We start from the raw sequence: 21,648 nt of genomic DNA on the forward strand, positions 1-21,648 counted from the left end.
ATCGACGAGGAGCGGCCCATCCATGGCTCAATCGGACCAGTCCCTGGCGCCAGTGCGGTTCGATGCCGACGCGGGCGCCAAGCTTTCCGCGCTGCGGCGGACAAAGTTCGTCGCCACGGCGGCACTGGCGCTCTGCGTGCTGGTCTTTGCCCTGGCCAAGTCCTTCCAGAGCAGCTATCCGTGGCTCGGCTTCGTCGCCGCCTTCGCCGAGGCGGCAACCATCGGCGGCCTTGCCGACTGGTACGCGGTGGTGGCGCTGTTCAAACGGCCGCTTGGGCTGCCCATTCCCCACACCGCCATCATCCCGGAAAACCAGGATCGTATCGCCGACAATCTCGGCCGTTTCATCGAGGTCAATTTCCTGGCGCCGGAGCCGGTGCGTGAAAAACTCGCCGAGGTCGATTTTTCGGCACTCGTCGCCGACTGGCTGGCCGATGCCGAGCGCGCCGCCGACCTGTCGCGCTTCGTCGTGCGGCTTGTGCCGCAGACGCTTGCCGCCGTCGAACAATCCGGCCTGCGCGGTTTCGTCACCAGCCGCATGCTCGAACAGATCGAAAAGGTGCCGCTGGCGCCGCTGGCCGCCGAACTCTTGTCGGCGCTCACCGACGATCGCCGCCACCAAAAGCTATTCGACGAGTTCATCAAGGTCATCGGCCGGTTTCTCAACGACGAACAGGCGCTGGCGACGATGCGCGACAAGATCCGTGAGGAATTGCCGTCGCTGTTCAACCTGTTCCGCGCCGACGCCTATCTCCTGAAGAAGATCGTCGCCTCGGCGGGCTCCCTGCTGGACGAGGTGCGTGCCGATCCCGACCACCCGATGCGCGCCGAATTCGACCGTTTCGCGCTAGGCTTCGTCGAGCGGCTGCGCACGTCCAAGCAATATGCCAAGCGAGCGGAGAAAATGAAGCGCGATTTCCTCGCCAGACCCGAAGTCAGGGCGCTGGCCGGCGACATGTGGGAGAGCCTCAGCCTGTTCATCGAGCAGGATGCCAAGGCGCCGAATTCGCTGATCCGGGAGCATCTCGCCAACATGTTCGTCGAGGTCGGCCGCCATCTTGCCGGCGATGCGCAGATCCGGGCCGACATGAACGGAGGATTCGTGGTGGCGCTGGCCTCTTTCGTCGAGAGCCAGAAGAGCGGCGTATCGAAATTCATCGCCGACCAGGTCAAGCGCTGGGATCTGGCGCAACTGACGCGCCTGATCGAGATGAACATCGGCAGGGACCTGCAATATATCCGCTTCAACGGCATGATCATCGGCGGGCTGGCCGGCATCGTGCTCTATACGATCGAGTTGCTGCTCCCGGTCAATTGATCCGTATCGACCGCCAGGCGTGCGTTCGAAATGGACACACGGCGTTCAAGTGCTATTCTCCAGTCGAGGGCGTCCGCACCCGCGGCAACAGGGGAGAAGACAATCATGGCCAGGCAACCGGAATCCGATTCCTTCGTGGAGATGTTCGGCAGATTCGGCCGTGACCTCAAGGTGCCCAACGTCGATGTCGAGGCGATTCTTGCGCACCATCGCAAGAATCTGGAAGCGCTGGAGAAGGCGGCACGGACCAGTGCGGCCGGGGCATCCTCGCTGTTGTCGAGGCAGCGCGAAATGCTGCAGGACACGCTGCGGGAAGTCGCCGACATGGCGCAGAGCTACCGCGCACCGGGCAATCCGCAGGAGCTCATGGCCAAGCAGACGGAGTTTGCCAGAAAATCCTTCGAGGCGGCGCTCAAGAACGCCGGTGAAGTGGCTGAACTGGCAAGGAAATCAGGCACCGAATCGATCGATATCCTGCGCGCGCGCATCAAGGAAGCGATGGAGGAGGTCCGCGCCGGTTACGGGCAGAAGTAGGTTCTCATCGGCTGTCGTTCCGTCCTCGGCCAAGCACGCCGGTTCGCGATTCCGCAACCTTGCGCATAGTTGTATTAGCGCCACAGCATAAGCTCCCGGCAGCCTGGAAGGTTGGAAAATCCGAATTCGGCCTGCCATCGCGTGGCAATGCATGGCACGAGTGAGCTCGACTCCGCCGGAACGGATTTGCGCAGGATGAATTGACAGAGGCCGCCGGTTCGTGGTCCGGAAGCTTTGGAAGCGATCGGGAAAGCAGGAATGACGGAAGTACGGCCTAAAACGCCGCCTAGCTACGAGCAGCTGAGAACGATGTCCGGACAGGAGCTCGGCGTCTCGGAATGGACCACGGTCGACCAGAACCGTATCAACCAGTTCGCCGACTGTACCGGCGACCATCAATGGATCCACGTCGATCCTGAACGGGCGCGGCGGCAAAGCCCGTTCCGCACCACGATCGCGCATGGCTATCTGACGTTGTCGATCATCGGCGCGTTGGCCCTCGACATGGGGATCGTTCCCGAGAATACGCAGGCCGCCTTCAATTACGGTTTCGACAAGGTGCGTTTCCTGGCGCCGGTCAAGGTCGGCGCACGCATTCGCCTGCGCACGACGCTACTTTCCATGGAAGACAGAGGCCCGGGCCAGTATCTGATGAAGGCAGCCAATACGGTCGAGATCGAAGGGGAGGAAAAGCCGGCGCTGATGGCTGAAACGCTGGTCATGCTCTATGAGCGCCGCAGACGGGCAGGGGCCTGAACGGCGGTCCTTTGGGACGCCCTACGCCGGCCAAACAGGTCACGCAATCCCGGGCCGGGTACGGCCGGCAAAGCGTAGTGAGATTAGCGCGAGCAACAGCGCAACCAGCGCTAAGGCCGCTGCCGTCTGAAAGGTGACCTGCATGCCCCGGGCGGCCGAAGCGGAACTCAGGACGTCCTGACCTGTTCCTTGCCGCGTACCGGCCGATGCAATCGCGAATATGGCGCCCATCAGCGATGCGCCGGTGATGAGGCCGAGATTGCGCGACAGGTTGAGCAGACCGGAAACGACGCCACGTTCGTTTGCGCTTCCACCGCCCATGACGTTCGCGTTGTTGGAGGTCTGGAACAGGGCGTAGCCGAAGCATGTGACGGTGATTGGAACGACATAGCTGGCAATGCCGAACTTGGTCAGGGCAAGCGACAGGAGGAACGTCCCCGTGGCGAGGCAGGCCAGGCCGGCGACCATCATCGCGTGGGCGCCGAGGCGATCGGTCAGGCGGCCGGCCAACAGCGCCGACAGGGTCGAGACAAGCGGCCCGGTCGAAAGCGCCATTCCGACCATCGCGGCATCCAATCCGAGCCCGCGCGACAGATAGAACGGAGCAACCACGAGGGTTGCCATCATCACCGTCGCGACGATGAGACTCATGGCAAGGCCGGCGCTCAGCCGTGGGTCGCGGAAGCGGGCGAGTTGGACAAGGGGCACCTTCGCCTTCGCCTGCGCAATGGCGAACACGATAACGCCGACACCGGCCACGACCAGCAGGCCCAAATTGGGCATGCCGAAATTGCCTCTGCCAAGCGTCAATGCCAGGGCATAGGCGCCCAAGGTAAGGGCCAGCAGGGCGGTGCCCGTGACGTCAAACGTGCCTCGAGCGACCTCCATTGTCCCGCTGCGCGCCGGCAGGGCACGCCAGGCAAGAGCGAAGGTCAGAAGGCCCAGCGGGACATTGACCAGAAAGATAGCCCGCCAGCCAGGGCCAGCGATCAAAAAGCCACCAAGCGAAGGCCCGAGCGTCGTGCCGATCGCGGACATGGCGCCGAGCAGGCCCATGGCGCTGCCAGTTCGGTCCTTGCTCACGGTTTCCGCGACGAAGGCCAACGTCAGCGCCATCATCAGCGCGGCGCCAAGCCCCTGCATGGCGCGTGCCGCGATCAGCAGCCAGAGCGTCGGTGCCAGGCCGCAGAGCGCCGATGCCAGCGTGAACAGCGCGATGCCGCCGAGCAGCAACGGCCGGCGCCCGAACATGTCGGCCAGCCGCCCGGCGCCGACGATCAGTGTCGTGATGGCGAGCAGATAGGCGAGAACCACCCATTGTACGGACTGGAACGATGCATCGAAAGCCTGCCTGAGCGAGGGCAGCCCGACGCTGGCGATGCTGGTTCCCAAGGACGATAGCAGCGTGGCGAGCGACAGGCTCGTCAGCGCCAGGCCGGTGGACCGGGCCTGTTGCGGCGCCGATATCAGTTCCCGATTTTGCTCAGCGAGTGCCAAGGCGATCTCCTTCTGTCTGCTCCCGAAGCGGAGCTGTCGGAGATCTAGTCTTGTGGCTGATATGGCGGAAGGTGCAGCATTTGCATCTTATCCGTGCGTCAAACGCCATATCATGCTAGGATAGACCGATGACATCACCCGATCTCAATCTGCTGTTTGCCCTCGATGTCCTGCTGGCCGAGGGCAGTGTGGCGCGCGCGGCGCGCCGCCTGCGCCTCAGCCCCTCGGCGATGAGCCGAACGCTGGCGCGGCTGCGCGAGGCAACGGGCGATCCTCTGCTGGTGCGCGCCGGGCGCGGTCTGGTGGCGACGCCGCGTGCGGAGGAATTGCGGTCACAAGTCGGCCGTGTCGTCCAGGACGCGGAAGTGCTCCTGCGCCCTGCCGAGTTGCTTGACCCCCGGAGTCTGGACCGGATCTTCACATTGCGCACCAACGAAAGCTTCGTCGAGGAGTTCGCGCCCCGTCTCGTCGCCCGCATCGAGGCCGATGCGCCAGGGGTGCGGCTGCGTTTTGCGCCGAAGTCCGATAAGGATGCGATGTCGCTGCGCGAAGCGGCGATTGACCTAGAAATTGGCGTTGCCGGCGAGACCGGACCCGAAGTGCGCATCCAGGCGCTGTTTCGCGACCGTTTCATCGGCGCTGTTCGATCAGGCCATCCCCTGAGCGAGGGCAAGGTGACGCCCGAGCGCTATGCGGCCGGCCGGCACATTAGTGTTTCGCGGCGCGGCCGCGAGAAGGGGCCGATCGACGAAGCGCTGAATGGGTTTGGCTTGCGGCGGACGGTGGTGTGCATGGTCTCGGGCTTTTCGGCGGCACTTGCCATGGCCCGAGCCTCGGACCTGATCGCCAGCGTGCCGGAGCGGCATACGACAGGAGCGCGCGCCGGCATGCACAGTTTTCCCCTGCCGGTCGCCACCTTGGACGTTACCATCTCCATGCTCTGGCATCCGCGCCTCGATGCCGATCCGGCACAACGCTGGTTGCGTGAGTGCGTGCGCGCGGTTTGTTCGAAGCACTGACGATTTCGTGCCAAATCAGCGAGCCATCGCCGTTTCGAGCGCCTTGAAAATCCGCTCGTCCGCGCACTGGGCGACGTTGAAGCGTAGGAAGCGACTGGCGGACTGCGACAGGCTGAACGCATTGCCGGGTGCCAGCACGATGTTGTCGGCCAGGGCGCGGCGGGCGATTTCGGCGGCGTCCACCCCGTCCGGCAGGCCGCACCACAGGAACAGGCCGGCCGGCTGCTCGATCCAGGGCATGATGCCGATCGCTTTCAGCCGGGCGCTGGTTTCAACCATGGCGCGCGCAAGCTTGGTGCGCAGCAGATCCATATGTTTGCGGTAGCTGCCGTCCTTCAGCAGCGTCAGCACAAGTTCGGCCGCCAGCCGTCCGCCCCCGAAAGTCGTGGCGATCTTGAGGTCGGCTAGGCGCTCGATCCAATCTCGGGGCGCGGCGATGAAGCCGCAGCGGACCGACGCCGACAGCGTCTTGGAGAAACTGCCGATCTGGACGACGCGACTGAGGCCATCGAACGCCGACAGCCTTGGGGCTGGGGTGTGCTCGAAATCGGCGAAGATGTCATCCTCGACGATGGTCAGGTCCGACTGATCGGCAAGCTTGAGCAAACGGTGCGCGGTGACCGGAGACAAGATCGCGCCGGTCGGATTGTGGATGGCGGAGTTGGTGATGTAGAGGCGCGGCCGGTGTTCGGCCAGCGCCTGGGCGAACAGTTCGATGTCCGGTCCCGATGGTGTGTAGGGAATGCTGACGACCTTGGCGCGGTGGGCACGCAGCAAAGCGTGGAAATTGAAATAGCAGGGATCGTCGACCAGCACCGTGTCGCCGGGCTCGATCAGGAACCGGCAGAGCAGGTCGATGGCCTGGGTTCCCGATTCCGTCAGCATGATCTGTTCGGGGGAAACTTCGATGCCGTGCCCGGCCATGCGCCGCGCCAGCAATTGCCGCAGCGGCGGCAGCCCGAGCGGCGTGCCGTAATCGGCAAGCGCGACATCGTCGGCTCGCGCGACCGTACGCAGTGCCCGGCGCAGCCCGGTCTGGGGCATCCATGATGCCGGCAGCCAGCCGCAGCCGGGTTTCAGGACCTCCTCGCCAGCCTGCAGCGACTGGCGCGAAACCCAGAGCGGATCGACGGCACGATCGAGCCGGGGGCCGATCTCGGCCAGGGACAGCGGCGCCAGCGAGCCGGCGGCATAAAAACCGGAACCCGGCCGGGAGCGGATCGCGCCTTCGGCGGCGAGCCGCTCATAGGCTTCGACGACGGTGGATTTGGACACCTGCATGGACTTCGCGAAGGCACGGATCGACGGCAATCGGGTTCCCGGTGTCAGGCTGCGCGCTGCGATCCGCTGTCGGATGGTCGCCATGACGCTTTCCACAAGGGTGCGCGCGCTGTCGGGTTCCAAAGTAAGGTCTGTCATCCGTACTGCTCAATCCTCCATTACAGTTTCATCGAATTGTACCCCATTGTCTCTGGCCGCACCATGGGCGTCCGCCCGATAGAGGGTGAAAGCAATGGAGCCTGCGATGGACAAGACGGCGAGCGGTTGGGTGAACGGATTTATCGGCGTGCTGATCTTCAGCGGTTCGTTGCCGGCGACGCGCGTGGCGGTGATGGATCTCGATCCGATATTCCTGACATCGGCCCGCGCGGTCATAGCCGGCCTGCTTGGTCTGGCGCTGCTACTTGCATTCCGCGAGGAACGCCCTGGGCGTCATGACTTGCTGTCGCTCGTCATTGTTGCTCTTGGCGTGGTGGTCGGCTTTCCCTTGCTGACGGCATTGGCGCTGAAGCATGTCACCTCGGCCCACTCCATCATCTTTGTCGGCCTGCTGCCGCTGGCGACTGCGATCTTCGGTGTGTTGCGCGGCGGTGAACGGCCCCGGCCGGCCTTCTGGCTGTTCTCATGCCTCGGCAGTGCGCTGGTGGCGGGTTTTGCACTTGCACAAGGCGTGACGGCTTCGCCGGTCGGCGATGGGCTGATGCTTGCGGCCATCATCGCTTGCGGCCTGGGCTACGCCGAGGGTGCCGCACTGTCGCGCAAGCTCGGCGGCTGGCAAGTGATCTGCTGGGCGCTGGTGCTGTCCCTGCCGATCATGCTGGTGCTGACGTTTGCGACCCTGCCGCCATCCTTCGCCAGCGTCGGCTCCAATGCCTGGATCGGTCTTGGCTATGTCTCGCTGTTCAGCATGCTGATCGGCTTCGTCTTCTGGTATCGCGGCCTGGCGCAAGGCGGTATTGCAGCGGTGGGGCAGTTGCAGCTTCTGCAGCCGTTTTTCGGGCTCGCATTGGCGGCGACGCTGCTGCACGAGCAGGTCAGCCCAAAGATGATCGTCGTCACGCTGGGTGTGGTGACCTGCGTGTTCGGCGCGAAGAAATTCGCCAAGCGGGATTTGCCGCGGCGTGCGACTGCATAGTGATGATGCCGACCCTGACTAGTTTTTCGTATAGTTAGGCCCAACCTGTGTCGGCAGGCCGTCGGCGAGTTTCAACCAAGGGAGTTTCTCCTCAAAAGCGACATGCAGCGTGGGTGCAAATTTTTCCGGCTCCTCCATCCCCGCTGCAAAAAAATGCATGACACCGGACATGTTCGTTGAGCGGAAGGACAGCGGCGAGCCACAGTGATCGCAAAATGTTCTTTCCACACCGGGTGAAGAGTTGAATACCTTCGGTGGCTTGCCCAACCATCGCCAGTGGCCGTCCAAGACGCCAATGTAGGTGGTCATCGGCGCGGAACATTGCCGCCGACAACTTTCACAATGACAGACCACGCATGCTTGCGCCGGCCCATCGACTTCAAAAGCAATAGCGCCGCATAAGCAATGACCACGCATGCAAACTCTCCTTGAGTCACTGACCCAATAAGTTGTACCGAGCGTAGTTGGAGAGTCGCCATGAGATGCGCCGAGCTGGCGCTCAAATGCGACATTATCGATGAAGTACCAGCGGCGCCTTCTTGTCGAGCATGGCCTAGCGGCCATCCGATTGTTGCTTCGCTTTCACCGCCTTTTGGCTCTGAACGAGTTTAAGCTCTAGGTACCCGACTGCGGCACCATCCTTTCGGCGACATACAGCATGTGCATTGAGCTCGGATCGGTCGGCAGCAGGTCAGGGTGAGCGAATTCCCCGCCCTCGATTTTCTTCATCCCCAACCGCTGCATGACGGCTTCGGACCGCGTGTTCGCCAATGCGGTGAATGCGTAGACGCGCGGCGCATCCAGGCTGCCGAATGCATAGTCGAGGGCGGCGCGAGCGGCTTCGGTCGCATAACCCTTGCCCCAATGGTCGCGAGCAAGCCGCCAGCCCACCTCCAGGGCCGGGCCGAAAGGGAAATCGGTCCCGAGGCGGTGCAGGCCGACCGCGCCGAGCAAAGCTCCGTCGCCGATACGCTCGGCGGCCCAGAAAATCGGCTCGCCGACTTCGGAAAGCCGCATCAGTTGTTCGACGATGTCGCTGGTCTCAGAGGCGGTCTTCATGCCGCCGAGGAACTGCATCACCTCCGGATCGGCGTGGATAACGCCCAATAGGGGCTTATCCGCCTCTCGCCAGGCCCTGAGCTTCAACCGGTCTGTCGCGATCATACACTCTCTCCAACAGGATCGGGCTCACCCTCGCTGCCATAATAGCGTTCGGGCTGTGATTGAGTCTCGACCTTAGAACTTCGTCACCACGCCGATGCCGATGCCCTCGAAACCGCCCATCGCCATCAAGGCTGCTGGCGCCTCGTCGAGGCTGATCTTCTTGCCGACCAGCAGTTCGGGCTTGAGCTTGCCGTGGCGGATCATCTCCATCATCGCGGGGTAGCGATAGGCCTGCATGCCGTGACTGCCGAGGATTTCGAGCTCGAAGGCGATCACCTTGTCCATCGGCACTTGCGGGCGGGCGTGCTCGCCCAGCATCAGGCCGACCTGTACGTGACGGCCGCGCCGGCGCAGGTTGGCGATTGAGTTGAAGGACGTCGTGGGGTGGCCGAGTGCGTCCATCGACATGTGGGCACCGCCATTGGTGATCTGCTTGACCGCCTTGACGACGTTCGGCGTCGTGGAGGCGTTGATGGTCGCCACGGCACCGATCTTTTTGGCGAAGTCCAGTTTCTCCTCGGTGAGATCGATAGCGATGACATTGGCGCCCATCGAACTGGCGATCATGATCGCCGACAGGCCGACGCCGCCGCAGCCATGCACCGCCACCCATTCGCCCGGCGTCACCCGGCCCTGGTCGACGATGGCGCGGAACGACGTGACGAAGCGGCAGCCGAGGCTGGCGGCGGTGGCGAATTCCATTTCGTCGGGCAGGCGCACGAGATTGGTGTCGGCATATTCGATGGCGACATATTCGGCGAAGGAGCCCCAGGCGTTGAAGCCCGGCTGCGACTGATGTTCGCAAACCTGGTGATTGCCTGATGTGCATTCGAAGCAGCGGCCGCAACCGACGGCGAACGGCACGGTGACGCGTTCGCCCGCCTTCCAGCGGGTGACGTGCTTGCCGGCGGCGACGACGATTCCCGCCAGTTCGTGGCCCGGTACATGCGGCAGGCGAATATCGGCATCATGGCCCATCCAGCCGTGCCAGTCGCTGCGGCATAGCCCGGTAGCCTCGACCTTGATGACAACGCCATCGGCAGCCGGCTTCGGATCCGGCACGGTCTGGATCGTCGGCGCTTCGCCGAATTTCTCGAAGACGACGGCTTTCATCGCTCACTCCACCCTTGAGACTGCACGGGGAAACGATAGCCGATTCCTTGACCGTTCAAGCGGAAATCGATTCCGCGATGCCAACGGAGGAGGCGAATGGCGGTTCGTCATCTTCCTCCAGCACGTAGAGGCAGCCATACGCCTCGATATCGGTCAGCGCCTTTGCCTCGTCGGCATCGGTGGCTTCTCTATTCGGCATCGATCTGGTTCTGTGGCGCGGCTTTCTGGAAGGCGGCTAGCGCCATGCAGGCGGCGTTGATGCGCGCGATTGTCGGGTAGGGCGTCATATCGACGCCAAAGCGGGCGTTGCTGGTGACTTGCGCGGCAAGGCAGATGTCGGCCAGCCCCGGCGTGTCGCCGTGACAGAATGCGCCGGTTTCGGGCGAAGCCGTCAGCAATTGCTCGATCGGCGCAAAACCCTCATTGACCCAATGCCGGAACCAGTTGGCGACATCCTGGTCGCCGGCGCCGAACAGCGTGCGCAGCGAGGTCAGCACGCGCAGATTGTTCACCGGGTGGATGTCGCAGGCGATGATCTGCGCCAGCATTCTCACCCGTGCCCGGCTGGGCGGGTCTTTCGGCAATAGCGGGGGTTCAGGTATGGTCTCGTCGAGAAATTCGATGATCGCCAGCGATTGCGTCAGGAGCATGCCGTCGCTCCAGATCAGCGCCGGCACCAGCCCCTGCGGATTGACCGCGAGATAGGATGGTTCCAGATGCTCGCTATGGCGCAGATGATGCGGGACATAATTGTAGCTCAGCCCCTTCATCTCCAGGGCGATCCGCACCCGGTGCGAGGTGGAGGAGCGGAAGTAGTTGTGCAGGACAATCTTGCTCATGACTTCGGCTGGCCGATGGTCACTTCGATCGTGCCGATGCCGTCGACGCCGCCTGATATCGTTTCACCCGGCTTGACCGCGCCGACACCGGCCGGCGTGCCGGTGAAGATCAGGTCCCCGGCCTGCAATTCCACGCCTTCGCTGCAGATCGAGACGATATCGGCGATCGGCCAAATCAGCTCGGCGAGGTCCGCATCTTGTTTCACCGCGCCGTCGATGGCGAGCCAGATACGGCCCTTCGCCGGGTGCCCGGATTTCCGCGCGGCAACCAGCGGGCCGCAAGGCGCGGAACGGTCGAACGCCTTCGACCAGTCCCAGGGCCGCGCCGCCTTCTTGGCGGCATCCTGCAGATCGCGGCGGGTGAGGTCGATGCCGACGCCATAGCCCCAGACATGGTCCAGCGCCTTGTCGCGGGAAATGCGAAAGCCCGATATACCGATCGCCACCACCAGCTCGATCTCGAAGTGGAGATTTTCGGTCAGCGGTGGATAGGGGATATGAGTGCCGGAATCGACCACCGCGTCGGCCGGCTTGGTGAAGAAGAAAGGCGGATCGCGCTCGTCATTGCCGAATTCGCGCGCATGCGCCGCATAATTGCGGCCGACGCAGAAGATGCGCCGCACGGCAAAGCGTTCGCCGGAACCCGCAATGGCGACAGAAGGCGTTGGCGGGACGGGAAGGACAAAGGCGGTCATGGCGATCTCTGCGTATGATGGCGATACATTCGGCCGATTTCGGGGGTCGGGCAAGGCGTCGCCTTTCATAAAGCATGGGCTTTGCCGCGGCTGGATGAGGAATTCAGGCTTCCGATCATTTTTGCAGCGATGAATCCCGTCAACAGGCGATAGACTATTTGCCAATAATCCGGCCATGGTCAGGAGACTATGGTGTGCCCGGTAAACCGGAACGAGCCTTATGACCCCTCCCACCGATCGTGCCCGGTTTCTTATCGTCGACGACCATCCGCTGTTTCGCGAGGCGCTGCACAGCGCCGTCCAAATGGCTTATCCCGAGGTCGACACGGTCGAAGCGCGATCGATCACCGAGGCGCTGGATCTGCTGGCCGATGCAAAGCCTTTCGACCTGGCGCTCCTCGACCTCAGCATGCCCGACGTGCACGGCTTCGACGGGCTGCTGCAGCTCAGGACCCGCTATCCGCGCCTGCCGGTGGTTATCGTCTCGGGCTACGAGGAGCCGAGGATCATTTCCGAGGCCTTGTCCTATGGCGCCGCCGGCTTCATCCCGAAATCGGCGCGCAAGAGCGATCTGGCCGCGGCAATTCGCTCGGTGATGGACGGCGCGATCTATGTGCCGGAAACCTATGAGGGCCTGCCGCCGGGCGCCGACAGTACCGATCGCGCCGACATGCTCCAGCGCCTCTCCAAGCTGACGCCGCAGCAATTGCGCGTGCTGCAGATGCTGCGCCAGGGCCTGCTCAACAAGCAGATCGCCTACGAGCTGCAGGTCGGCGAGACCACGGTGAAGGCGCATGTCTCCGAGATCCTGCGCAAGCTCAACGTCTACAGCCGCACGCAAGCGGTGATCGAGGTGTCGAAGCTGGACGGTGCCGAGCTGTTTCGCGATCAGGCCGGTTTTTGAGCCATTAGTCCTCCGCTGGGGACTCTAGGCCAGCAAATGCGCCAGCAGCGCGCGCAGTTGCGCCGGCTTCAACGGCTTGCGCATCAGTTCGATGCCGCCGGCACGCGCTGCCTTGGCCACGGCTTCGGAACTGTCGGCGGTGACGATCAGCGCCGGCACGGCGCGGCCGAGATAGTCGCGGACTTCCGATATGGTGGCGGTGCCGAGGTCGCCGCCGTCGAGATGCTGGTCGGCGATGACGATGTCGGGCACCCAATCGGTATCGCCGAGCAGGTCCAGCGCATCGTCGGTCGAGGTCGCGGCCCGCACCAGGCACTGCCAGCGCTCAAGCAGGAAGGTCATGGCCTCCAGCACCTCGGCATCGTTCTCGACCAGCAGCACCTTGGTGCCGAACAGGCCGTAGCCGCGCGGTCGTTCCAGGCTGGCGGCGCTGGCGATGGCATCGGCCGGCGCGCCGAGGCCGACGGGGACATCGATGTGGAAGATGGTACCACGGCCAACCTTGGATGAAAACGTCACGGGGTGGCCGAGCGCGCCGGCCATGCGGCGCACGATGGCGAGCCCGAGCCCAAGCCCGCCACCATCGAGTTCGGCGTTGGCCGGCGAGGTGCCGCGATGGAACTCCTCGAACACCGCTTCGCGCTGGTCCTCGGGAATGCCGCAGCCCGTGTCGGCGACATCGATGCGGATGGTGTCGCCGCGATGGCGTGTGCCGACGAGCACGCCACCCGAACGGGTATAGCCCAGCGCGTTGGAGAGGATGTTCTGCAGGATGCGGCGCAGCAAGGTCCTGTCCGAGCGGACCACCGCATTGACCGGCCGGAATTTCAGCGACAGCGCCTTCAACTCCGCCACCGGCTGGAAATCCGAGCGCAGCGACGAGAACAACGCCTCCAGGCTGACATCGCCGATGTCGGGCTGGACCACGCCGGCGTCAAGCTTGGAAATGTCGAGCAAGGTGCGCAGCAGGTCTTCCATCGTCTCCAGCGAGCGCTCGACCTGCCGAACCAGTTTTTTTCCCTCTTCGCTGGTCTGCACCTCGGCGAGCGCCGAGACGGAGAGGTGGGCGGCGTTCAGCGGCTGCAGCACGTCGTGGCTGGCGGCGGCGAGGAACCTTGTCTTGGACAGGTTCGCCAGCTCGGCACTCTCCTTGGCGGCGCTGAGGTCGATGTTCGACTGTTCCAGCCTGCGCAAGGTCGAATGCAGTTCCTCGGTGCGCGTGCGCACCCGGTTTTCCAGCGAGATCGCGGTCTGGAACAACGAAAAGGCATTGCCCTGCTGGTCCATCGAGCGCTCGACGCGGCTGACCAGGGCGGCGTTGATCTTCTTCAGCCTGTCGAGATCGGTTATGTCCCTGAGCGGCATTTTGTTGAGCCTATTCAGCCGCTTGCCGGTCACCGAAGGCGATGCCGGTGAAAGTCTGGTTCAGGTGCATCGACCGATATTGCTCGCCATAGGTGCCGAAGCCGATGACATTGTTGACCCTGTAGAGCTCCGAAATGTCGCGAAAGACCTGCCGGTTGCGCGCATCCAACCGGCGCAGCACGCAGTCGAAGCCAAGAATCATATCGATACCGCCCAGCCTTTCCTCGATCTCGCGCAATGCCGCTCGTGTCGCTTCCACCATGTCCTTGGGCTGGGCGATCGACAGCACGACACCGTCGTCGATGGCGCAGAAGAACGACAGCGAGCCATCCGCGTGCATCTTCTGGATCGAGCGGCAGTAATATTCTCCGCCCACCTTCACCACCACGGGATGCGAGGCGAAGCTCAGCGGCGTCAGGGTCTGCGGGAGGATGCCGACGGAAGCGGCATATTCCTCCGCCGCATTGGCGGCGTTGAACTCCCGCACGATGCGATGATCCGGATCGGACGCGGTCACCACCAGCTTTTCGTCGGTGGGAACGAAGTTGTCGGTCTTGAAGACGTGGAACGGAATTTCCGTGGCGATCAGCACGATGATGGCGCTGTCCGAAGTGACGGCGCCGTTCGAGATCAGACGCGTCGTCTCGAATTTCAAATCGTCACCGGCCGAGCCGCCGAGCAGCGGTATGTCGTCAAGACCCCAGTGGATGGCCGAACTCACCGCTTCCTCGGCATAGGACAGCCCGTCGATGAAGCAGAGCGCGAAGGTGTTCCTGGTCTGCTCGCCGCCGGGCCGGGCGCGCAGCGTGCGCCGCAGGGCCTCGACCTCTTCGGTGATCCTGTCCATGCCCGACGTCGACAAATTGTCGACCATGGTGCTGACCGCCGTGAAGGACGCCGAGGGCAGCAGCATCGCCAGCATATGGCCTTCCTCGAGCCCCTGCGGCGTGATCTCGCCGGCGGTGGAACAGCCGGCATGGTGGAGCCCCGGCGCGCACGTCGCGAGCGCCTGCGAGAGGGTGCTTGCCTCGACGAGGCTTTGGGAAAAGAACACGAGGGCAAAGCCGGCATCGATGGCAGCGGCCTCGGCGGCTACCGCGCGTGCGAAGACGTCCGGGTCGGGCTCGTCCGTGGTCAGCGCCGACAACCCGCATGCGTAGCGCGTCAGTGAACTGGTCAGCGGCGTTCTCCCGCATTTCCTCCGACGCCTTCTTGTGCGCGGCTTTTCAAGTGCTTCTGGCGCGCGGGCGACGAAGGCATTCTTGCCGCCAGGAGGCGTTTTGGCAATGGGGCCGGAAAAATGCACTTTGGGCCCTTGGCCATGGCCGAAAGTACAATAATCCGACTTTTCCCTCGTGTTGTTTTTTGTGCGTTGTGCGGTGTACGACTAACGCATGGCCGAAGTGCCAGCGGCGCGTCGGCAACCTGATGACCAAGGTTGACACCCAGGGAGGGGCTATGTCGGACGTTTCGTTGATGGTGAACGGCAAGCGGATCGGCGGTGCCGTCGAGGATCGAACGCTGCTCGTCCATTTCCTGCGGGAGAATCTCGGCTTGACCGGCACCCATATCGGTTGCGACACCTCGCAGTGCGGAGCCTGCGTCGTGCATGTCGACGGCAAGGCGGTCAAGTCCTGCACCATGCTCGCGGTCCAGGCGTCCGGATCGACCGTGGTTACGATCGAAGGCCTCGCCGACGGCGCCGACCTGCATCCAGTGCAGGCGGCCTTCAAGGAACATCATGGTTTGCAATGCGGCTTCTGCACGCCAGGCATGATCATGGCCGCAATCGACATGATCAACCGTCATCCCGAAGGCCTCGACGAGGCCACGGTTCGTGCAGAACTCGAAGGCAATATCTGCCGCTGCACCGGCTACCACAACATCGTGAAGGCGATCCTCGCCGCATCGAAGACGATGTCGAAGGGGTCCAAGGACAAGGCGAAACAGGCGGCGTGAGAGAAGAGCGAGTAGTGAGTAGTCAGTAGTCGGTCTGAACCGGCGGCTATACTTACTGCTCACTGCTTCCTATTCACTTTTCGGGAGGAATCTCTGCATGGGCATCGAAGGTGTTGGCGCTCGGGTCGCGCGCAAGGAAGACAAAAGGTTCATCACCGGCGCCGGCCGCTATGTCGACGACATGGTGGTGCCTGGCATGAAGCATGCAGCCTTCGTGCGCAGCCCGCACGCGCATGCGCAGATCAAGAAGATCGACGTGAAAACGGCTCAAGGCATGCCGGGCGTCATTGGCGTGCTGACCGGCAAGGAGCTCAAGGCCGATGGTATCGGCAACCTCATCTGCGGCTGGATGATCCATTCCAAGGACGGTTCGCCCATGAAGATGGGCGCATGGTCGCCGCTGGCCGTCGACAAGGTCCGTTATGTCGGCGATGCGGTCGTGGTGGTGGTGGCCGAAACCAAGGGCCAGGCACGCGATGCGGCCGAGGCGGTCGACATCACCTACAAGGAACTGAAGGCCGTCGTCGACGCGACCAAGGCGTTCGAAAAGGGCGCGCCGCAAGTCCATGCCGAGGCCGAGAACAACCTGATCTTCGACTGGGAGATCGGCGATGCCAAGGCGACCGATACCGCCATCAAGGCGGCAGCGCATGTCACCCGCATGAAGATCGTCAATAACCGGCTGGTGCCGAACGCGATGGAGCCGCGCGCGGCTCTTGGCCATTACGACAAGGCCGAGGATCATTACACCTGCTGGACGACATCGCAGAACCCGCATGTCGCGCGGCTGGTGATGAGCGCCTTCTACAATGTCGCACCCGAAAACAAGCTGCGCGTGATCGCGCCGGATGTCGGCGGCGGCTTCGGCTCCAAGATCTATATCTACCCGGAAGAGATCGTCTGCCTGTGGGCCTCGAAGAAGACCGGCGTGCCGGTCAAATGGGTCGCCGATCGCACCGAAAGCTTCCTCACCGACGCGCATGGCCGCGACCACGTCTCGACCGTGGAAATGGCTTTCGACAAGAACAACAGGATCACCGGGCTGAAGGTGGACACCATCGCCAATCTCGGCGCCTACATGTCGCTGTTCTCGTCCTGTGTGCCGACCTATCTCTACGCGACACTGCTGTCAGGGCAGTACGACATCCCGGCCATTCACGCCAATGTACGCACAGTCTACACCAACACGGCACCTGTCGATGCCTATCGCGGGGCAGGGCGGCCAGAAGCCACCTATCTTCTGGAGCGCACCATGGAAGCCGCTGCACGCGAGCTCGGCGTGTCTCCGGCCGAGCTGCGGCGCCTGAACTTCATCACGACCTTCCCGCACCAGACACCGGTGATCATGAACTATGACGCCGGCGATTATGCGACCTCGCTGGACGCGGCCATGAAGACCGCCGATTATGCAGGCTTTGCCAGGCGCAAGGCGGACGCGGCCAAAAAGGGCAAGCTGCGCGGCATCGGCATGAGCTGTTACATCGAGGCTTGTGGCATCGCCCCGTCGGCTGCGGTCGGCTCGCTTGGCGCCGGCGTCGGCCTGTGGGAATCGGCTGAGGTAAGGGTCAATGCCGTCGGTACTATCGAGGTGCTGACGGGCTCGCACAGCCATGGCCAGGGGCACGAAACGACCTTCGCGCAACTGGTCAACCAGCGTTTTGGGGTGCCGATCGATTCGGTGTCGATCGTCCACGGCGACACCGACAAGGTGCAGATGGGCATGGGCACTTACGGGTCGCGCTCGGGCGCGGTCGGCATGTCGGCGATTGCCAAGGCGCTCGACAAGGTCGAGGCCAAGGCCAAGAAGATCGCCGCGCACCTGCTCGAAGCCGACGAGGGCGACATCGTCATCGAGAATGGCGAAGTCAAGGTCGCCGGTACCGACAAGAGCCTGCCGTGGTTCCAGGTGGCTTTGGCCGCCTATACCGCGCACAATTTGCCGGCCGGCATGGAACCAGGACTGAAGGAAACGGCGTTCTACGATCCGGCGAACTTCACCTTCCCGGCGGGCTGCTACATCTGCGAGGTTGAGATCGATCCGGAAACCGGAACGACCGAGATCGTCCAGTTCGTGGCGGCGGACGATTTCGGCAACATCATCAATCCGATGATCGTCGAAGGGCAGGTGCATGGCGGTATCGCCCAGGGCGTTGGCCAGGCGCTGCTGGAAGGCGCTCACTACGACGCCAGCGGGCAACTGCTGACGGCGAGCTACATGGACTACACCATGCCGCGTGCCGGCGACCTGCCGTCGTTCAAGGTCTCGACATCGAACACGCCATGTCCGAGCAATCCGCTCGGCATCAAGGGCTGCGGCGAGGCCGGCGCCATCGGTTCGCCGCCGGCGGTGATCAATGCCATCACCGACGCCATCGGCATCGCCGATATCGCCATGCCGGCCACACCGTCGACCGTGTGGGCCGCGATCCGCGCGGCGAATGAGTGAGTAGGGAGTAGTGAGTAGCGAAAAAGGGCACCGTATCCAGATCCGGCGGCAGCCAGTCTCTACCTACTACTGACTACCACTACTGCCTAACCACTTAGGGGGAGGATCCCATGTACGCAGTCAACTATCACCGTGCCGCCTCGGTCACTGAAGCCGCCAAGCTCGTAAAAAACGGCGACGCCAAGCTGCTGTCGGGCGGCATGACCTTGATCCCCGCCATGAAGACGCGGCTGGCGGCCCCTTCCGACGTGGTCGACCTGTCACGCATCAAGGACCTGCAGGGCGTCAAGGTGTCAGGCAAGACGGTCACGATCGGCGCCGCCGCCACGCATTTCGACGTCGCCAATGACGAGAAGCTGCGCAAGGCCTGCCCGGCGCTTGCCCATCTGGCGTCGCTGATCGGCGATCCGGCGGTACGCCACAAGGGCACGATTGGCGGTTCGATCGCCAACAACGATCCGGCGGCGGATTATCCGGCCGCACTTCTGGCGCTGGGCGCCACCATCATCACCAACAAGCGCGACATATCAGCCGACAAGTTCTTCAAGGGGCTGTTCGAGACGGCCTTGAAGGATGGCGAGATCGTCACGGCGGTCTCCTTCACGGCGCCGGCAAAGGCTGCGTACGAAAAATTCCGCAACCCGGCCTCGCGCTACGCGATCGTCGGCGTGTTCGTGGCCAAGGGCAAGGATGGCGTCAGCGTTGCCGTCACCGGCGCCGGCGATGACGGCGTCTTCCGCTCGAAGGAGATCGAGGCGGCACTTGCCAAGAGCTTCGATGCCACTTCGCTCAATGGCGTGAAAGTGCCGGCGAAAAACCTGATGAGCGACATCCACGCCTCCGCCGACTACCGCGCCAACCTGATCGCGGTCATGGCCAAGCGCGCGGTGGCGGCAGCCAACGCCTGACACAAGATCGATTGCGGACAAGGAAAGGGCTGTCACGGCCCCTTTTTCGTTCCTGGCGCCTGTAGCTGCCCGGTTCCCGGCCGCCGCATTCCCATGTTTGGTTGAAACGATTCTGACCCATGCCTGCCCGGGAATGCACCGGCGCCAATCTCGCACTTGCACAAACTTATATTGCACTGCAGTATGGGGCGGGCGGAGAATGCGAGCCGGGTTCGGAATGCGTGCAGCCGTGCCCTTTCGCATATCAATGCGAAGGGATCGGCATGTCCGAAATTTCCGCGACCCATTTGGTTCCGTCCCAAACGATCGTCGACCGATCGGCCAGGACAAGGCTTGCCTATCTCGACGGCTGGCGCGGTCTGTCGATCGCCCTGGTGCTGATTGGGCATTTTTTTCCCGTTCCCGGAATCAATCTGGGCGTGCTGGGCGTCGAATTCTTCTTCGTGCTCAGCGGCCGGCTGATGGCCGAAATCCTGTTCATCGAACGCTATCCGCTGAAGAAATTCTTCAAACGCCGCTTCTCGCGAATCTATCCGGCGCTTCTGGTCTTTGTCGTCGTCGCCATGATCGCGCTCTCAGGCACGTTCATCGTCTTCAAATGGAAGGCGGCCCTGACGGCGCTGACATTCACCTACAACTATGCCGGAATTCTCCTGAACCGGGCCGGCGCACTCGACCACATCTGGTCGCTCTGTATCGAAGAGCATGCCTACATCATCCTGGCAGCGATCGGCGCAATCGTTGCCAGCCGCAGCCGTGTCGTCCCGCTGCTGCTGGTCCTGGCCTTGCTGGCCATGGCCAATGGCGCGGTTTCCTACTGGTTCCTGCACATGGATTATGAAGCCACGTACTGGCGCACCGATGTGCACATCGCCTCGATCCTGCTGTCGGCCGCGGTCTGCCTGCTCAAGGCCGACGGCAAGCTGCCGGCCTTGTTGAAGGGGCCCTATGTCGCCGTTGCGGCGACCGTTGGCGCGGTTTTCCTGTTCATGGATTCAGTACCGACACCGATCCACTACCTGGTCGCGGTGCCATTGCTGGCGACTGCTATCAATGCGCTGGATTTCAGCACGCGGTTCTTGTCCGGATGGCTGTCATCCCTGCCGATGACGACACTGGGTCTGTGGTCGTATTCGCTCTATCTGTGGCAGCAGCCCTTCTACAAATTCGTCTACGAGCAGGGCAGCAATCCATGGCCGATGCTGGCCGGGGTTTTCGTCTGCGCGCTCTGCAGCTACTATCTCATCGAGCGCCCAGCGCGCGAATGGCTCAACCGCAATTGGTGAATGAGCGCCGAGCGCCATCGGATCAGGCGGCGATCTGCCTGATATAATAGCGCACCGCCTTCTTGCCGCCATGGATCACCGCGTCGCCGACTTCGGCGAAGCCGAGAGCGGCGTGGAAGGCATCCGAGGCTGGGTTGGGCGGGTCGGTGTTGACCTCGCAGGTGACCAGTGTGTGGCCGGCGCTCCCCGCCTGGTCGAACAGGTCCCGATAGAGCCGGCGAGCATGGCCGCGGCCTCTTGCGTGCGCCGCCACGACGACGCGGTCGACATAGATGAAGCGTTCGTAGCGCTCGCGGAACCAGACGAAGTTCGGACTGTCGTAATTCGCATCCTGGTCGAAGGTCATGATGAAGGCTTCGAGATCGCCGATGCGGCGGGCATAGAAGGACTCGCCGAGCAGGAAGGACAGCCGTTCGGCTTCGAGCCACGACAATTCGGCGGCGTGCTCGTTGTTGAGCGCCAGTATGGCGGCTTCGTCGTCCTGCGCTATGCGGTCTATGGGAGAGGTCATGCCTTGGCCGCCGCGATTGTCGCCGCCACCAGCGGTGTGTCGGTCAGTGTGTTGCGATACTCGCGGTCGAGATCGGAGCCGCCCATGCCGACCTTCGGATTGCGGTAGCGCATGGCGCTCGGCACGTCCTTGAGGGCGGCGAAGTGCATTTCGGCCAGGCCGGTCCTTGCGCGCACCTCGGCAATGTTGCCGAGATCGAGCCCGCCGCAGCCGAGAATGATGATCCGGTCGCCGGCCTGACGCACCAGCTCTTCCAGCAACGGCAAGCCCTCGATCGCCGTGTCGCGCTGACCGCTGGTCAGCACGCGGCCGACCTTGCAGCGGATCAGCGCTTCCAGTGCCTCGGCCGGATCGCGCGTCATGTCGAAGGCGCGGTGGCAGGTGACGTTCAAGGGCCCTGCGGCCTCGGTCAGTTCGCCCATTCGCTTCTCATCGATGGTGCCGTCGGCGTTCAGGCAGCCGAACACCACGCCGGGCACACCGAGCTCGCGGAGCGCGGTGACGTCGGCCAGCATCGAGCGGTATTCAGTCTCGCTGTAGAGAAAATCACCGCCGCGTGGCCGCACCATGACGTGGAACGGGACGGTCGCCTGGTCGAGCGCGGCGTGCACAGTGCCAAGGCTCGGCGTGATGCCGCCCTCGACCAGACTGGCGCAGAGTTCGACCCGGTCGGCGCCTGCGGCCTGCGCGGCGAGCAGGCCATCGATGCCTTCGACACAGATTTCGATCAGCGGCGGGCGAGTTTCCATGGTCAAGGGGCAATCCAGTTCATGATGTCGTGGAGAGCCCTAGCACCAGGACGGCTGACGCGAAAGCGCGAACCCTATGCCGCCATTTGGACCAGATGGCAGATTCCTTACTTGACAATCGCATAACTGCATGGTTATGAGTAATGTATAGCTGATGGGTTATTGATTG

At 63.2% G+C, this 21,648-nt stretch carries 22 protein-coding genes; 10 read left to right on the forward strand and 12 right to left on the reverse strand.

What is annotated here, in order from left to right; translation table 11 throughout:
• The first annotated feature begins 22 nt into the window (after positions 1-22).
• From FJ434_RS22560 to FJ434_RS22570, 3 genes are all read left to right on the forward strand, one after another.
• Positions 23-1,318, forward strand: coding sequence for a DUF445 domain-containing protein (locus FJ434_RS22560; protein WP_140751701.1), 1,296 nt, complete (start codon positions 23-25; stop codon positions 1,316-1,318).
• A gap of 105 nt (positions 1,319-1,423) precedes the next feature.
• Entirely contained in the window at positions 1,424-1,852 is a 429-nt protein-coding gene (locus FJ434_RS22565; protein ID WP_140751703.1) for a phasin family protein, read from the forward strand.
• Positions 1,853-2,110: 258 nt separating this feature from the next.
• The gene (locus tag FJ434_RS22570) at positions 2,111-2,608 is read left to right on the forward strand and encodes a MaoC family dehydratase (RefSeq protein WP_140502708.1); all 498 of its coding nucleotides are present in this window, start codon (positions 2,111-2,113) and stop codon (positions 2,606-2,608) included.
• Between the two features lie 39 nt (positions 2,609-2,647).
• On the opposite strand, the gene FJ434_RS22575 is transcribed toward FJ434_RS22570, so the two are convergent.
• Positions 2,648-4,105: an MFS transporter gene (locus FJ434_RS22575; protein WP_140751705.1), complete on the reverse strand. Its 1,458-nt coding sequence runs from the start codon at positions 4,103-4,105 to the stop codon at positions 2,648-2,650.
• Positions 4,106-4,233: 128 nt separating this feature from the next.
• Here FJ434_RS22575 and FJ434_RS22580 point away from each other — a divergent pair, with 128 nt between their 5' ends.
• Entirely contained in the window at positions 4,234-5,124 is an 891-nt protein-coding gene (locus FJ434_RS22580; protein ID WP_140711391.1) for a LysR family transcriptional regulator, read from the forward strand.
• 15 nt (positions 5,125-5,139) lie between these two features.
• Here FJ434_RS22580 and FJ434_RS22585 read toward each other — a convergent pair whose 3' ends face one another.
• Positions 5,140-6,543 (reverse strand): PLP-dependent aminotransferase family protein, encoded by a 1,404-nt coding sequence (locus FJ434_RS22585; protein WP_140751707.1) that lies wholly within the window; start codon positions 6,541-6,543, stop codon positions 5,140-5,142.
• A gap of 106 nt (positions 6,544-6,649) precedes the next feature.
• Between FJ434_RS22585 and FJ434_RS22590 the strand changes: the two genes are divergently transcribed.
• Complete coding sequence (locus FJ434_RS22590) at positions 6,650-7,540, forward strand: DMT family transporter (RefSeq protein WP_140751709.1); 891 nt, start codon at positions 6,650-6,652, stop codon at positions 7,538-7,540.
• Between the two features lie 18 nt (positions 7,541-7,558).
• On the opposite strand, the gene FJ434_RS22595 is transcribed toward FJ434_RS22590, so the two are convergent.
• The 6 genes from FJ434_RS22595 to FJ434_RS22620 form a co-directional block, all read right to left on the reverse strand.
• Positions 7,559-8,104 (reverse strand): GFA family protein, encoded by a 546-nt coding sequence (locus FJ434_RS22595; protein WP_348640981.1) that lies wholly within the window; start codon positions 8,102-8,104, stop codon positions 7,559-7,561.
• A 51-nt stretch (positions 8,105-8,155) separates the two neighbouring features.
• Entirely contained in the window at positions 8,156-8,704 is a 549-nt protein-coding gene (locus FJ434_RS22600) for a GNAT family N-acetyltransferase (RefSeq protein ID WP_140751713.1), read from the reverse strand.
• A 72-nt stretch (positions 8,705-8,776) separates the two neighbouring features.
• Positions 8,777-9,817 (reverse strand): zinc-dependent alcohol dehydrogenase family protein, encoded by a 1,041-nt coding sequence (locus tag FJ434_RS22605; RefSeq protein ID WP_140502716.1) that lies wholly within the window; start codon positions 9,815-9,817, stop codon positions 8,777-8,779.
• Positions 9,818-9,872: 55 nt separating this feature from the next.
• The gene (locus FJ434_RS22610) at positions 9,873-10,016 is read right to left on the reverse strand and encodes a hypothetical protein (protein WP_181166082.1); all 144 of its coding nucleotides are present in this window, start codon (positions 10,014-10,016) and stop codon (positions 9,873-9,875) included.
• Positions 10,006-10,656: a maleylacetoacetate isomerase gene (gene maiA / locus FJ434_RS22615; RefSeq protein ID WP_140751715.1), complete on the reverse strand. Its 651-nt coding sequence runs from the start codon at positions 10,654-10,656 to the stop codon at positions 10,006-10,008. Before maiA ends, FJ434_RS22610 begins: the two co-directional genes overlap by 11 nt.
• Positions 10,653-11,351, reverse strand: a complete 699-nt coding sequence (locus tag FJ434_RS22620) for a fumarylacetoacetate hydrolase family protein (protein WP_140751717.1) — start codon at positions 11,349-11,351, stop codon at positions 10,653-10,655. The genes maiA and FJ434_RS22620 overlap by 4 nt, the downstream gene beginning before the upstream one ends.
• Before the next feature lie 220 nt (positions 11,352-11,571).
• Between FJ434_RS22620 and FJ434_RS22625 the strand changes: the two genes are divergently transcribed.
• Positions 11,572-12,255, forward strand: coding sequence for a response regulator transcription factor (locus FJ434_RS22625; protein WP_140751719.1), 684 nt, complete (start codon positions 11,572-11,574; stop codon positions 12,253-12,255).
• Positions 12,256-12,279: 24 nt separating this feature from the next.
• On the opposite strand, the gene FJ434_RS22630 is transcribed toward FJ434_RS22625, so the two are convergent.
• Together FJ434_RS22630 and FJ434_RS22635 are read right to left on the reverse strand one after the other, a co-directional pair.
• Entirely contained in the window at positions 12,280-13,620 is a 1,341-nt protein-coding gene (locus FJ434_RS22630; protein ID WP_140751721.1) for a hybrid sensor histidine kinase/response regulator, read from the reverse strand.
• 10 nt (positions 13,621-13,630) lie between these two features.
• A complete protein-coding gene (locus FJ434_RS22635; RefSeq protein ID WP_140751723.1) occupies positions 13,631-14,767 on the reverse strand; it encodes an FIST signal transduction protein in 1,137 nt (378 codons plus the stop codon).
• Positions 14,768-15,078: 311 nt separating this feature from the next.
• On the opposite strand from FJ434_RS22635, the gene FJ434_RS22640 reads away from it, so the two are divergent.
• The 4 genes from FJ434_RS22640 to FJ434_RS22655 all read left to right on the forward strand — a co-directional run bounded on the left by FJ434_RS22640 (position 15,079) and on the right by FJ434_RS22655 (position 20,219).
• Positions 15,079-15,579, forward strand: coding sequence for a (2Fe-2S)-binding protein (locus tag FJ434_RS22640; protein WP_140751725.1), 501 nt, complete (start codon positions 15,079-15,081; stop codon positions 15,577-15,579).
• 97 nt (positions 15,580-15,676) lie between these two features.
• Entirely contained in the window at positions 15,677-18,025 is a 2,349-nt protein-coding gene (locus FJ434_RS22645) for a xanthine dehydrogenase family protein molybdopterin-binding subunit (protein ID WP_140751727.1), read from the forward strand.
• Between the two features lie 110 nt (positions 18,026-18,135).
• Complete coding sequence (locus FJ434_RS22650; RefSeq protein WP_140751729.1) at positions 18,136-18,933, forward strand: xanthine dehydrogenase family protein subunit M; 798 nt, start codon at positions 18,136-18,138, stop codon at positions 18,931-18,933.
• Between the two features lie 263 nt (positions 18,934-19,196).
• Entirely contained in the window at positions 19,197-20,219 is a 1,023-nt protein-coding gene (locus tag FJ434_RS22655) for an acyltransferase (RefSeq protein ID WP_140751731.1), read from the forward strand.
• 22 nt (positions 20,220-20,241) lie between these two features.
• Here the strand turns inward: FJ434_RS22655 and FJ434_RS22660 are convergent, their stop codons facing one another.
• Together FJ434_RS22660 and FJ434_RS22665 are read right to left on the reverse strand one after the other, a co-directional pair.
• Positions 20,242-20,730, reverse strand: coding sequence for a GNAT family N-acetyltransferase (locus FJ434_RS22660; RefSeq protein ID WP_140751733.1), 489 nt, complete (start codon positions 20,728-20,730; stop codon positions 20,242-20,244).
• The gene (locus FJ434_RS22665) at positions 20,727-21,479 is read right to left on the reverse strand and encodes a copper homeostasis protein CutC (RefSeq protein ID WP_181166084.1); all 753 of its coding nucleotides are present in this window, start codon (positions 21,477-21,479) and stop codon (positions 20,727-20,729) included. Before FJ434_RS22665 ends, FJ434_RS22660 begins: the two co-directional genes overlap by 4 nt.
• Between the last annotated feature and the right edge of the window lie 169 nt (positions 21,480-21,648).

It is taken from the genome of Mesorhizobium sp. B2-5-13 (assembly GCF_006440535.1).
Lineage (GTDB): Bacteria > Pseudomonadota > Alphaproteobacteria > Rhizobiales > Rhizobiaceae > Mesorhizobium > Mesorhizobium salmacidum.

Coding starts and splice junctions, on each gene's coding strand:
- FJ434_RS22645 (WP_140751727.1), top strand. CDS start 15,677: ATGGGCATCGAAGGTGTTGGCGCTCGGGTCGCGCGCAAGGAAGACAAA.
- FJ434_RS22665 (WP_181166084.1), bottom strand. CDS start 21,479: ATGGAAACTCGCCCGCCGCTGATCGAAATCTGTGTCGAAGGCATCGAT.
- FJ434_RS22600 (WP_140751713.1), bottom strand. CDS start 8,704: ATGATCGCGACAGACCGGTTGAAGCTCAGGGCCTGGCGAGAGGCGGAT.
- FJ434_RS22630 (WP_140751721.1), bottom strand. CDS start 13,620: ATGCCGCTCAGGGACATAACCGATCTCGACAGGCTGAAGAAGATCAAC.
- maiA (WP_140751715.1), bottom strand. CDS start 10,656: ATGAGCAAGATTGTCCTGCACAACTACTTCCGCTCCTCCACCTCGCAC.
- FJ434_RS22620 (WP_140751717.1), bottom strand. CDS start 11,351: ATGACCGCCTTTGTCCTTCCCGTCCCGCCAACGCCTTCTGTCGCCATT.
- FJ434_RS22595 (WP_348640981.1), bottom strand. CDS start 8,104: ATGGCCGCTAGGCCATGCTCGACAAGAAGGCGCCGCTGGTACTTCATC.
- FJ434_RS22570 (WP_140502708.1), top strand. CDS start 2,111: ATGACGGAAGTACGGCCTAAAACGCCGCCTAGCTACGAGCAGCTGAGA.
- FJ434_RS22650 (WP_140751729.1), top strand. CDS start 18,136: ATGTACGCAGTCAACTATCACCGTGCCGCCTCGGTCACTGAAGCCGCC.
- FJ434_RS22590 (WP_140751709.1), top strand. CDS start 6,650: ATGGACAAGACGGCGAGCGGTTGGGTGAACGGATTTATCGGCGTGCTG.
- FJ434_RS22560 (WP_140751701.1), top strand. CDS start 23: ATGGCTCAATCGGACCAGTCCCTGGCGCCAGTGCGGTTCGATGCCGAC.
- FJ434_RS22610 (WP_181166082.1), bottom strand. CDS start 10,016: ATGCCGAATAGAGAAGCCACCGATGCCGACGAGGCAAAGGCGCTGACC.
- FJ434_RS22655 (WP_140751731.1), top strand. CDS start 19,197: ATGTCCGAAATTTCCGCGACCCATTTGGTTCCGTCCCAAACGATCGTC.
- FJ434_RS22625 (WP_140751719.1), top strand. CDS start 11,572: ATGACCCCTCCCACCGATCGTGCCCGGTTTCTTATCGTCGACGACCAT.
- FJ434_RS22640 (WP_140751725.1), top strand. CDS start 15,079: ATGTCGGACGTTTCGTTGATGGTGAACGGCAAGCGGATCGGCGGTGCC.
- FJ434_RS22585 (WP_140751707.1), bottom strand. CDS start 6,543: ATGACAGACCTTACTTTGGAACCCGACAGCGCGCGCACCCTTGTGGAA.
- FJ434_RS22660 (WP_140751733.1), bottom strand. CDS start 20,730: ATGACCTCTCCCATAGACCGCATAGCGCAGGACGACGAAGCCGCCATA.
- FJ434_RS22580 (WP_140711391.1), top strand. CDS start 4,234: ATGACATCACCCGATCTCAATCTGCTGTTTGCCCTCGATGTCCTGCTG.
- FJ434_RS22605 (WP_140502716.1), bottom strand. CDS start 9,817: ATGAAAGCCGTCGTCTTCGAGAAATTCGGCGAAGCGCCGACGATCCAG.
- FJ434_RS22565 (WP_140751703.1), top strand. CDS start 1,424: ATGGCCAGGCAACCGGAATCCGATTCCTTCGTGGAGATGTTCGGCAGA.